At 46.5% G+C, this 11420-nt stretch carries 11 protein-coding genes; 6 read left to right on the top strand and 5 right to left on the bottom strand.

Annotation, left to right across the window (positions count from 1 at the left end; translation table 11 throughout):
- The coding region (locus tag ACE1CD_RS27895; protein ID WP_374826902.1) for a WD40 repeat domain-containing protein at positions 1-457 on the top strand (457 nt) is incomplete at its 5' end.
- A 543-nt stretch (positions 458-1000) separates the two neighbouring features.
- On the opposite strand, the gene ACE1CD_RS27890 is transcribed toward ACE1CD_RS27895, so the two are convergent.
- The 4 genes from ACE1CD_RS27890 to ACE1CD_RS27875 form a co-directional block, all read right to left on the bottom strand.
- On the bottom strand, positions 1001-2275 hold the full coding sequence (locus ACE1CD_RS27890) for an ABC transporter substrate-binding protein (RefSeq protein WP_374826901.1): 1275 nt from the start codon (positions 2273-2275) through the stop codon (positions 1001-1003).
- A 138-nt stretch (positions 2276-2413) separates the two neighbouring features.
- A complete protein-coding gene (locus tag ACE1CD_RS27885) occupies positions 2414-3061 on the bottom strand; it encodes a glycosyltransferase family 2 protein (protein ID WP_374826900.1) in 648 nt (215 codons plus the stop codon).
- Positions 3062-3120: 59 nt separating this feature from the next.
- Positions 3121-4437 (bottom strand): HEAT repeat domain-containing protein, encoded by a 1317-nt coding sequence (locus ACE1CD_RS27880; RefSeq protein ID WP_374790037.1) that lies wholly within the window; start codon positions 4435-4437, stop codon positions 3121-3123.
- A 166-nt stretch (positions 4438-4603) separates the two neighbouring features.
- Complete coding sequence (locus ACE1CD_RS27875) at positions 4604-5689, bottom strand: DMT family transporter (RefSeq protein WP_374790047.1); 1086 nt, start codon at positions 5687-5689, stop codon at positions 4604-4606.
- A gap of 459 nt (positions 5690-6148) precedes the next feature.
- Here ACE1CD_RS27875 and sppA point away from each other — a divergent pair, with 459 nt between their 5' ends.
- From sppA to ftsH2, 3 genes are all read left to right on the top strand, one after another.
- Positions 6149-6970, top strand: a complete 822-nt coding sequence (sppA, locus tag ACE1CD_RS27870; RefSeq protein ID WP_374790049.1) for a signal peptide peptidase SppA — start codon at positions 6149-6151, stop codon at positions 6968-6970.
- A gap of 166 nt (positions 6971-7136) precedes the next feature.
- A complete protein-coding gene (gene aroH, locus ACE1CD_RS27865) occupies positions 7137-7529 on the top strand; it encodes a chorismate mutase (RefSeq protein ID WP_374790039.1) in 393 nt (130 codons plus the stop codon).
- A gap of 397 nt (positions 7530-7926) precedes the next feature.
- The gene (ftsH2, locus tag ACE1CD_RS27860; RefSeq protein WP_374790041.1) at positions 7927-9819 is read left to right on the top strand and encodes an ATP-dependent zinc metalloprotease FtsH2; all 1893 of its coding nucleotides are present in this window, start codon (positions 7927-7929) and stop codon (positions 9817-9819) included.
- An 82-nt stretch (positions 9820-9901) separates the two neighbouring features.
- On the opposite strand, the gene ACE1CD_RS27855 is transcribed toward ftsH2, so the two are convergent.
- Positions 9902-10174, bottom strand: coding sequence for a DUF6464 family protein (locus tag ACE1CD_RS27855; RefSeq protein ID WP_374790043.1), 273 nt, complete (start codon positions 10172-10174; stop codon positions 9902-9904).
- A 216-nt stretch (positions 10175-10390) separates the two neighbouring features.
- Here ACE1CD_RS27855 and ACE1CD_RS27850 point away from each other — a divergent pair, with 216 nt between their 5' ends.
- Positions 10391-10711 (top strand): RNA recognition motif domain-containing protein, encoded by a 321-nt coding sequence (locus tag ACE1CD_RS27850; protein ID WP_374790045.1) that lies wholly within the window; start codon positions 10391-10393, stop codon positions 10709-10711.
- A 222-nt stretch (positions 10712-10933) separates the two neighbouring features.
- On the top strand, positions 10934-11122 hold the full coding sequence (gene rpsU / locus ACE1CD_RS27845; RefSeq protein WP_190475724.1) for a 30S ribosomal protein S21: 189 nt from the start codon (positions 10934-10936) through the stop codon (positions 11120-11122).
- Positions 11123-11420: the final 298 nt, after the last annotated feature.

Here is an 11420-nt window from a genome sequence, read left to right as displayed (position 1 = left end):
AGATGGAAAATATATCGTCTCCGGTAGTGCGGACAAGACAGTGCGATTGTGGGATAGCAAAGGCAATCCCATCGGTCAACCTTTGGTCGGACATCAGGAATCTGTCACCTCAGTCACTGTGACGCCGGATGGAAAATATATCGTCTCCGGTAGTGCTGACAAGACAGTGCGATTGTGGGATATCAAAGGCAATCCCATCGGTGAACCTTTGGTCGGACATGAGTCTGCTGTCACCTCAGTCGCCGTGACGCCGGATGGAAAATATATCGTCTCTGGTAGTTATGACAAGACAGTGCGATTGTGGCAAGGTGGCGATTGGCAAACTTGGCTGTCTGTGGGGTGCAACAGGTTGCGCGAACATCCGGTACTTGTCCATCCTGAAACTGAGGAAGCGAAATCTGCCGCACAAACTTGTCGGAAGTATGTTTGGAAAGACGCGGATGTGGGGATGGAATAGGAGTTGATTATAGCTAGAGCGCCAGTCCAGTAAACGAGGTTGACAAAAGCAATATAATGTGGGTTTGGCTTTAGACCCCGGCAGGGCGAAGCATTCGGACATAAAATTTTGGGTGTTGTGTCATAAATTGTCGCCCGAATGCTTCGCCCCTACATAATACATATTTTGTTGTTTTTGTCAATTTATTCTACTGGACTGGCGCTCTAGTGATATGCGATCGAGCTACTTTTCTCTGGAAATATCCCCGATTTTTTGGATAAGTCGGGGATGTTTGAAAAAGGCTGTATGGGTGCGATCGCGCTAAAGAGATTAGAATCGATCTACAAGAGAAACCTGTCACCAGAAAAAGTTTACTTCTTAATAGAGACGCTATCTAATGCAAATCTCACTTTTGTTGCTGCCTGTTAATGTTACAGTTGAGTGGGATGGTGGGTTACGGCACGGGCATTAAATTATGGGCTGAAAGTGTTGAATTATCGCCCGTGCCTAACCCACCCTACGATTAGATACTGCCACGCAAATCTGTTTATGGAAGACACGATATCATTCCCAAATTAAGTTTAGCTGTTCTTGCGCTTTTTGTAAAGCTTTTTCTGGAGATTCGCCTAGCATAGTTGATTCGATCGCGCTCCCCAAACTTTGAGATAGGCGGCTATAACCGGGAATAATCGGTCGAGAACCTGCGGCATTCATTTGTTGAAGAAAAACTTTCAGAACAGGTTTTTGCTGAAGCAATTTCTGATAAGCGGGACTGGCGGCGGCGTTAATATTTATGGGCAAAAATCCAGTGGCAATACTCCATTCTGTTTGGAATTCGTCACTTAAAAGATATTCTAAAAATTTAATAGAAGCTCGTTCCCTCTCTGGTGTGGTTTTCATCACAAACATATTGTTACTACCAAACACAGTTGCTTGTTTGCGATTCGCGGGAACGGGAAAGACATCAAAATCAACTTTACTTTTCATTATCAATGTCCAAGGCCCAGTTAACTGCATGGCAACGCGACCGGCAATAAAATCATCTTCTTCATATCCCCGTTCTGGTGCAGAGAATTTTGTCGAGCCATCTTTTATCAAATTTTGCCAAAATTGTAAAGCTGCGATCGCACCTGGATTAACCAAATTAGGGCGGTTATCTTTGACTAAGTTTCCATCAGCACCCAACAAGAAAGGAAACCAAGTAAAAACCGTCCATTCTCCTTTACCCAAAGGCATTAACATCCCGTACTGTTCCGGATAACCATCGCCATTGCGGTCTAGGGTCAGTTTTTTCGCCACTTGACGAAGTTCTGTCCAAGTTTTTGGCAATTCGGTAATCCCCGCCGCTTTAAAAAGTGTGGGTCTGTAAAAAAGGCCGATATTTCCCGCAAACATGGGAACTGACCAAACGCGATCGTATAACTCCATTTCTCCCCATAATTTGGGCATTATTTTTGATTTTAGCGGCGATTTGTTCAGCCAATCATCTAAAGGTCGAATCGCGCCAAGTTCAACTAGCTGGCCTGTAATTTGGGTGTTGAATGATAAAATATCTGGGGGAGAATTACCGACGATCGCCGTGAGAATTTTGGGTAACTGTTGGTCTAATTGTCCGGCGTAGATAGATTCTACTTCAATATCGGGATGATTTTGATTAAATCGATCTACGAGTTTTTGAAAGACATCCCGATTGGGAGGGGGATTAATTCCGTGCCATAGGGTGATATGGGTAACGCTTTTATCTTTTTGGGTGGTAGTTTGACAACCTGTTAATATCAGTAAAGATAAGGTGACTAAAATAATGGTTAGGTAACGCGAACAAATATTTAAAATTTTCATGAGTTTATTGTTAGGTTATAATTTGGGGATGGTGGGTTACGGCACGGGAATTGAATTATTGGTTTTGATTGAGAAGTTATTGCCCGTGCCTAACCCACCCTACGTTTAGATAATGTTTTATGGATTTGATGAGAGAATCTATTTGTTGACAAAATCCTTGGTTATACTGGTTTCGGCTCTGGTATAAATATAAGTTTTTGGTTCGGTCAATTTTTGAGTTTTAAACTTTCTTTCCGCTCTATACCAAAAGTCTGTATCTTCACCAAAATCAAGGTTATTAAAACCATTTAAATCAAAGAAAACGTGCCTTTTCCCAAAAAAGGTTGCGCCGAATACACAATAGCGAATGCTAATCAGTTGATCTCTTTGAAAGTAATCGGGGACGAAAAGTTCTTCGTCACTGTACAATCCACCTTCAATTAAGTCAATTTCGGGATGAGCTTTCATATATTCTAAGCGTGACTGTAAATGCTCTGGTTTGTATCGATCGTCGCTGTCTAAAAAGGTGATGTAATTACCAAATGATGCTTGTATACCAGCATTTCTAGAGTAACCGGGCTTCCTATTTTTGTGTTTGAGATAGCGAATGTTATCAAATTTTTGGACAAAAGGCTCGACAATTTCAAAGGTATTGTCATTACTGCCATCATCGACTATAATCAGTTCCCAATCGCGAAAAGTTTGTGCGAGCGCACTATTAATACAGTCACTTAAATAGTTAGCTCGATTGTAGGTAGGAAGGATAATGGAGATTTCGGGAATTACGATAAAATTCAAACTGCTCATTTCATCTGTCCTTTAGTTGTACTTGAATATTTGGGATTAGCATCTGACGGATAGACAAATCAATTTTCCGGTGGATTCTTAGAGTTGGGGCGATTGGAGAAATTATCTACACCCGATAATCCCCGAATGCGACTTAATTGAGTCAAAGCCCAGCGTGCAGTTTGTTGCACTTCCTCATCGGGATCGTCAACTGCGTGGCGCAAAAGTTGACTGACTTGAGCCATCATATCAAAAATGCGCGTCACATCTCGAATCGCGTTTTTCCGCACCTCTGGATTGTCATCTTGCAGGGACATAGCTAAAGCGCGATTCATCGGCTTGAGCGTGCGGGTGCCGATTTGGGATAGTGCTTCTAAAATTAAGCTGCGCTGCATAGAATCTGCATCCATCATCAGTTCCAATAGAGGCTGTACTGCTCTAGAATCGCCTCTTTGCGCTAATTCCCAAATTGCCTTGCGCCGTTTGGTCGGATCGGGATTTTGCAGATCTTTGATTAATTCATCAATTATATTAATTTTAGGTAAGCGAGTCGGTTCTCTAATTTCTAAAGCTTCTGTTTGGGGCGATCCTGTTGATTGTTCGGGGGGTTTATTTTCACCTACCGGGGAAATGGAACTGCTGTAGATATTTGTTTCTAGTTGGGACTGTGCAGTTAATTCTTCGGCAGGTTTGTTTTCTAATACCGATGAAGTATCGCGGATGTAGCTGTTTGTTTCGGTCTGGGAATGTGACGTTAATTCTGGCGCTGGTTTATTTTCCCAAACGGATGAAACGTCATCCTTGTAAACATTTATCTCTGCCTGCAAATGTGAGGCTGATTCTTCGGAATATCTATCTTCAGAGATAGTTGAAAAGCCATTGCTTTGGGCGTTTTTATCGATTTGTGAGTGAAATGGGTTAGCCTTGATATCTGGGGTATCAGTGCGATCGGACTCTGGATCTGGAGGCAGCTCTTCAGCTACACTTGCGGTGCGATCGTTTGGGTGTCTCACCACGTAAAACAGTCCCACTCCACCGATAATAAAAAGCACTGCCCCTGTACCTATCCACAACAATGGCCAGTTCAGCTTAGAACTTTTAGCTTTAGCCACTGGAGTAGGCTTGGGAGTCGATTTTTCTTTGCTGAAGTTAAGGTCGCTAAAATCTGGAACTGTTTTTGTTGGGGAGGGTTTTGCCGTTGGGCTGGGCGAGTTGCGCTGTGCAAACAGAGTTGTTCCAGGTGTAGTGGCAAACAACTTGCCGATTCCTGTCTCTGAGACTAGCGCATCGGGCTGAGGCGGGGGGTAGCCATAAATTGGCGCTCCCACTGCACTGGGGCTAAAGCCCAGGCAAGTCATACAAGAAAGCAGAAATAAAGCGGAGCGTGAGGGCGACATAAACTAACTCAGGGGTAGAAGGGGCTGCCAGTATAACCCACTGGGTAGATGACTTTGAGCTAGTTTAATCCTAAACTGGCATTTGCCAAGAAACTCAGCCCTGATGCGTTAGCGATCGCAAAGTCTTCACAAACACAGTAGAAATTGGCAACTCCCTGCCGCTAATTTAGCGCCAAATTTCCGATTCGGATTCGGCAATTTTGACGGTAACCTTTGCCAATTCTAATTCCGAAGGTGCTAATAAAGGTTGGTTTTCGCTTGGCGATTTTTCAGTGGTGGGGTTAGCTACTGATTTATTGAACTGAAGCCATTTTGCCAGAATATCCCGTTGATTGACTAGGTAGATGCTGACCAGAGTGAGGCAGACACCCATCCATTGATAGGGTGCGAGCGTTTCAGATAGGAAGATGTTGCCAAATAGGAGGGCGAAGACGGGAGTTAGGAAAGTAAGGGAACTGAGACTGGTCAAGCTGCCTGTTTTGGCAAAATAAAAGAACAGACCGTAGGCTAAAGCACTGCCAAAAACGGTTGAGTAGCTCAAGGCCATCCAACTGGATAAATCCAATTGCTGCCACTGCTCGGATTCTACCGCTGCTGAGAGACCAAATAAAGGCAAACCTCCCAAAATCATGTGCCAACCTGTAGCTACCACCGGGTCGGCATAGCGACATACGATCCGAATAGTCACCGTTCCCACTGCCATCGAAAGAGCCGCCAGCAGCATCAGCCACTCACCATTCTGAAACAATTGTTGGATATTTACCGATGTGGCGATCGAACCGCCATGCAGCAAGTTTGTTATCCACTCTTGGGGTAAGCCGATGAAACTAATACCCAGGACGCCTATACCAAGTCCCAGCCATCCCCACAATCCGATGCGTTCTTGAAACAGCCACAGCGACAGCACAGCCACCGCCAGAGGTTGCGAGTCGATCATTACCGACCCCAAACCGGCACTGGTGCGAACTAATCCCTCTGCCAAAAATCCTTGAAACAGCGCCCCATCTACAAGGGCAAACAAGCCGATCCACAGCCAAGCTGACCAGGTGCGAGGTTGGGGTCTTCCAGTTAGCATTGCAAACAGCAACACCAAAACTCCCGCAGGCACCAAGCGCACCCCAGCCATGAATAGGGGTGTGGTTTGGGGCATGACTCCTTTCATTGCTACCATTGCCGTACCCCACAGGAAAAAGGGGGCGATCAGAAGTAAAGAAGCAAAAGGAAGTCTGGATTCAGCGAGCTTCGTTTCAATCCCTGTCAGAGATTCAAGGTTTGTCTCCGTTCCCCAGGTGAATGGTAATTTAAAATTTTTTGTCATGTCGAATCGAGTTGGTATTAACTGCATTTATTCGTTCAGTGGTTTTTTGGGCTGTTAGGCAGGAAAGATGCCTTACCCGCTAAGCGTTTCGCCCAATCAATAATTTTTAGTTATTGTACGGGAGAGCTATTTTTACTTAGTTATTCTAATTGTATTGAATTATGTATTTCTGTTAAGTAGCTCACACAGGTCGAAATATCTCCCAAAGAAACTAGAGCTTGTCCCCCACAAGTTACGTCAGCCAGTTAACCCAGCCAGGAATGAGGCAAACTAGGGAATAGGGCGTCGGGAAGAGGGAGAGGAAAAAGGGAAAAGGAGAACTTTTGACTTTTGACTTTTGACTTTTGACTTCCCCACTCCCTCCCGCACTCGATCGCAAATTCCTTGACGACTATGATTTGGCCTTTTAAGCCTAAGTTTCGCAAACAAATAGCCCGCATTGAAATTACCGGCGCGATCGCCGGCCCGACCCGCAAATGGGTTCTCGAAGCCCTCAAAACCGTCGAGGAAAAACGATTTCCCGCCTTACTGCTGCGAATTGATAGTCCTGGCGGCACGGTGGGCGATTCCCAAGAAATATATACCGCTCTAAAGCGTCTGCAAGAGAAAGTCAAAATTGTGGCCAGTTTTGGTAATATTTCCGCCTCCGGGGGCGTATACATCGGTATGGGAGCCCAGCACATCATAGCCAACCCAGGCACGGTGACGGGCAGCATTGGAGTGATCCTGCGCGGCAACAATCTGGAACGCCTGCTCGAAAAAGTCGGCGTTTCTTTCAAAACGATCAAATCCGGCCCCTACAAAGATATTTTGGCCTTTGACCGAGAACTGACGGAACCGGAAAAAAATATACTCCAAGAGCTGATCGACACCAGTTACCTACAGTTCGTCCAAACTGTTGCCGAGGCACGGAAGCTCACAGTAGAAACTGTTCGGAGTTTCGCAGACGGACGCATTTTTACAGGAGAACAAGCGTTACAATTGGGTGTAGTCGATCGCTTGGGTACTGAGGAAGATGCCCGCCGCTGGGCAGCAGAATTGGCGGGACTCGACCCCGAAAAAACCCGTTGCTACAACTTTGAAGAACGCAAACCCGTCTTGAGTCGCCTGCTGTCGGGAAACAACCAGAAGGTATCTGGACTATCATCTGGTATGGAGTGGTTAGAGTTTGAAATGTCTACCAACGGTCTGCCGCTGTGGATCTATAGACCTTAAAGTTGAGACAAAAAGTGGTTTGTAGTTTAAATAGCAGGTTTTGTTAACATCGCACAGGGCACTGCTGACTTTTCAGCAGTGCTTCAGCCATAATGACAACGGCTTTTGAGTTTATCTATCCATCGATCGTATTTATATTCGCGTTGATAATAAGGAGGATTTTTGCGTGGAGTGGCGAGTTAAAGCAATTCGTGGGGCAACCACTGCCTCGGAAAATTCGGTTGAGGCAATTAGAGAAGCAGTCACAGAACTGCTAGACGAACTGGAAAAGCACAATCATTTAGACCCCAACGATATCATAAGTGCGATTTTCTCTGCCACCCGCGATTTGGATGCGATTTTCCCGGCGGCGATCGCTCGTCGCCGTCCCGGTTGGGAAAACGTCCCTCTGTTAGATGTCCAACAGATGCACGTTCCGGGAGACTTAGACCGCTGCATTCGCTTCCTCATTCACGTTAATCTTCCATATCCTCACGTCAAGATTTACCATCCCTATTTGCGTAAAGCTCAAAACCTCAGACCTGATTGGAGTTTACCCGCAAGTACGCTATCGCTCTAGGGGTTAGGGGTTAGGGGTTAGCGGTTAGGGTTAGGGGTTAGGGGTTAGGGGTTAGGGGTTAGGGGAAGAGAGAAGAGGGAAGAGGGAAAATATTAATTCTTCTGCTCCCCTGCCCCCCTGCCCCCCTGCCCCCCCACTCCCCCACTCCCTTTTCCCTAACCCCTAATCCCGACGCCCTAGCCCCTTTCTCCCAGGCTTGCTCTATTGATGAGAATTAGGTTAAATTTAATTAAGATTTGTTTGCCGTTATCATTTTTGTGTTTTACAAATCGCCCCAATAGCGATCGATGTGAGACATCGGCTGAAAAATCAAGCAATTATCTGACTCGGTTAAAAATCGCAATTGGTGTAGATCGGTAACCAGTTAGTCGTACTCGCAATTAGAGGCCACCCATCTATGAAATTTTCTTGGAGAGTCGTATTACTGTGGACGTTGCCTGCCTTAGTCATTGGTTTTTTCCTGTGGCAAGGAGCATTTGCAACATCTACCATCGACGCCAGCAGGAACACCGCCAGTACCCGCATGACCTACGGTCGCTTTCTGGAATACCTGGATAGCGGTCGAGTTACCAGTGTCGATCTATACGAAGGTGGCAGAACCGCAATTGTCGAAGGTATAGATCCGCAACCGGAACTGAGCAATCAACTGCAACGGTGGCGAGTCGATTTACCTGCAAGCGCCCCGGAACTGATTTCCAAGTTTAAAGAAGAAAAAGTTAGCTTTGCCATCCATCCGATTCGCAACGATGGCGCAATTTGGGGATTATTAGGTAATCTCGTTTTTCCAATACTTTTAATAGCAGGATTGTTTTTCCTCTTCCGTCGCTCTAGCAACATTCCCGGTGGCCCCGGACAAGCGATGAGTTTTGGCAAATCCCGCGCTCGCTTCATGATGGAAGCCAAAACTGGTGTCAAATTTGACGATGTGGCCGGGATCGAAGAAGCTAAAGAAGAATTGCAAGAAATCGTCACTTTCTTGAAACAACCGGAACGCTTCAGCGCTGTAGGAGCTCGCATCCCCAAAGGTGTGTTGCTGGTTGGCCCTCCCGGAACTGGTAAAACTTTGCTGGCCAAAGCAATTGCCGGTGAAGCTGGCGTTCCTTTCTTCAGTATCTCCGGTTCGGAATTCGTCGAGATGTTCGTCGGTGTGGGTGCTTCCCGCGTGCGCGACTTGTTCAAAAAAGCAAAGGAAAATGCTCCTTGTCTGATCTTCATCGATGAAATTGATGCGGTCGGACGGATGCGCGGTACAGGGATCGGCGGCGGTAACGACGAACGGGAACAAACTCTCAACCAGCTGCTGACGGAAATGGATGGTTTTGAAGGTAACAGCGGTATCATTATTATCGCTGCTACTAACCGTCCTGATGTTCTCGACGCGGCTTTGTTGCGTCCGGGACGCTTTGACAGGCAGGTGACAGTCGATACACCGGATATTAATGGTCGGTTGGAAATTCTCAAAGTCCACGCCCGTAATAAGAAATTAGCAGAAGAAATTTCTTTGGATGCGATCGCTCGTCGCACTCCCGGATTTAGCGGTGCGGATTTGGCGAATTTACTCAACGAAGCGGCAATTCTGACTGCACGTCGCCGCAAAGAAGCAATTACTATGCTGGAAATCAACGATGCGGTCGATCGGGTTGTGGCCGGTATGGAAGGTACGCCTTTGGTGGATAGCAAGACGAAGCGTTTGATTGCTTATCACGAAATCGGTCACGCGATCGTCGGTACGCTGCTCAAAGACCACGACCCGGTACAAAAAGTTACCTTGATTCCTCGCGGTCAAGCTCGCGGTTTGACTTGGTTTGCTCCTAATGAAGAGCAAGGTTTGGTTTCTAGAGGCCAACTGAAAGCACGCATTACTGCTGCTTTGGGCGGTCGTGCGGCAGAAGATGTGATCTTCGGCGATGCTGAGGTGACTACTGGTGCCGGTGGCGACTTGCAACAAGTGGCGGGGATGGCGCGGCAAATGGTGACGCGCTTCGGGATGTCGGATTTAGGCCCGCTGTCGCTGGAAAGTCAAAGTAGCGAAGTGTTTCTGGGTCGCGACTTGATGACGAGATCGGAGTATTCTGAAGAAATCTCGGCTCGTGTTGATACTCAGGTACGCAAGATTGTGGAGCATTGTTACGAGGATGCGAAGCGAATGATTCGCGAGAATCGTACCCTGATCGATCGGGTGGTGGATCTTTTGGTGGAAAAAGAAACGATCGAGGGCGAAGAGTTTCGGCAGATCGTTGCTGAGTACACTGTTCTACCGGAGAAGGAACAGTACGTAGCTCAATTTTAATCTCAACACTCTAGGTGAATGGTTTGAAGGGGATGGTGTAAATCATCCCCTTTTTTTGTTTAATAGCAACGCACAGAAACTCCTATCGCGGTTGATAGTGGTGACAATCTTGACATGGCCCTAACGGATTGACTGTACAACGCAGGTAGGGGGAACGAGCATTAAATTTACAGCTGGTGTCGCCGATGTATTCCAGATCGATCTGTGGCGGCGGCATAACTAGGGGTGCAAGAGAAGCTCTATCCATCGCAATTCTCAGCCTTTCTCGCGCTCGCGCCTCTGCTTTACGCATCACCCATACAGAAATTAGCGGCGGTATTAAAGCAACCAAAAAAATTAACAATGTCTTCAGCACACTCGTCTGTACCTGTCTTCGTTCAAATTTCCTGACTTTAGGATATTCGGTCAGAAACGATATTGTCTGGATTAAGCAGCTTTTGGCTGGCTTGTTTCGATTTTGTGCTAACCTCTTTTTAGGGGAGTTAATTCGGTGGTAGAGTTTGTTGTTAGTACACTTACAAGCGCCTCTCCGGATCTAAATCTCTACTTCATCTGATTCTGGAGAGACTTTATGTCAATCTACGTTGGCAATTTATCCTACGAAGTTACACAAGAAGACATCAGCGAAGTTTTCGCTGAATATGGTACTGTGAAGCGCGTTCAGCTTCCTACTGACCGCGAAACGGGTCGCGTGCGCGGCTTCGCTTTTGTGGAAATGGAAGCAGAATCTCAAGAAGCTGCTGCCATCGATGCCCTTGACGGTGCTGAGTGGATGGGTCGCAACCTGAAGGTTAATAAGGCCAAACCCCGTGAAGATAGGGGGGGCGGCGGTCGCGGTGGAGATCGCCGAGGCGGTAATGGTGGTGGGAAATTCTCTTCTCGCCGCTATTAAGCTTTGCAGCTAAGGGATTGCGTAGCAGTTAATTCGGTAAACTCCTGTTCGAGGGTATTCAATACACTGAATTACCCTTATTTATGGCTCTACCCGATGTAAGCTGTTTGATTCTCTTAGGCGATGGCTTGCAAGAGCGCACACTCAGCAAAGGTTTGCTAAAGCGCTTAATCTAGCGATCGCAACAATCCAGCTACTAGCCCATGCTTAGGAGTAGACACGATGACCCAAGTGATTGTAGGGGAAAATGAAGGGCTTGAATCAGCTTTACGTCGATTTAAGCGTCAGGTCTCCAAAGCGGGGATTTTTTCAGATATAAAGCGTCTGCGGCACTTCGAGACACCTCCGGAAAAACGCAAGCGCAAAGCTATTGCAAGAAGGCGCAAGAGGAGATTTAACAAATCTCGGTAAATCTTTTCTTCAACTGCAACTTGTTTAATTAGTTTTGATTAACCCCAGGCGGCGCATTGTCATGAGGCAATGCGCTTGCTGTGTTTTTTAGGGGCTAGGGGTTAGGGGTTAGGGGTTAGGGGTTAGGGATTAGGGGTTAGGGATTAGGGGTTAGGGGCTAGAGCGCCAGTCCAGTAAAAGAGGTTGACAAAACATTATAGGTATGTATGCCGATAGAGACCTTGGCAGGGCGAAGCATTTGGACAGAAAGATCTTGAATTTGAGTTATGAATTGTCGCCCAAATGCTTCGCCCCTACA

The organism is Aerosakkonema sp. BLCC-F183, from assembly GCF_041929145.1.
Lineage (GTDB): Bacteria > Cyanobacteriota > Cyanobacteriia > Cyanobacteriales > Aerosakkonemataceae > Aerosakkonema.
The sequence above is the reverse complement of the archived record's forward strand: the minus strand, read 5'-3'. Positions and strand labels throughout refer to the sequence as shown.

Excerpts from the sequence above, each read along its gene's own strand:
- ACE1CD_RS27885 (WP_374826900.1), bottom strand. The coding sequence starts at position 3,061 with ATGAGCAGTTTGAATTTTATCGTAATTCCCGAAATCTCCATTATCCTT.
- sppA (WP_374790049.1), top strand. The coding sequence starts at position 6,149 with ATGATTTGGCCTTTTAAGCCTAAGTTTCGCAAACAAATAGCCCGCATT.
- ACE1CD_RS27850 (WP_374790045.1), top strand. The coding sequence starts at position 10,391 with ATGTCAATCTACGTTGGCAATTTATCCTACGAAGTTACACAAGAAGAC.
- ACE1CD_RS27880 (WP_374790037.1), bottom strand. The coding sequence starts at position 4,437 with ATGTCGCCCTCACGCTCCGCTTTATTTCTGCTTTCTTGTATGACTTGC.
- rpsU (WP_190475724.1), top strand. The coding sequence starts at position 10,934 with ATGACCCAAGTGATTGTAGGGGAAAATGAAGGGCTTGAATCAGCTTTA.
- ACE1CD_RS27890 (WP_374826901.1), bottom strand. The coding sequence starts at position 2,275 with ATGAAAATTTTAAATATTTGTTCGCGTTACCTAACCATTATTTTAGTC.
- ftsH2 (WP_374790041.1), top strand. The coding sequence starts at position 7,927 with ATGAAATTTTCTTGGAGAGTCGTATTACTGTGGACGTTGCCTGCCTTA.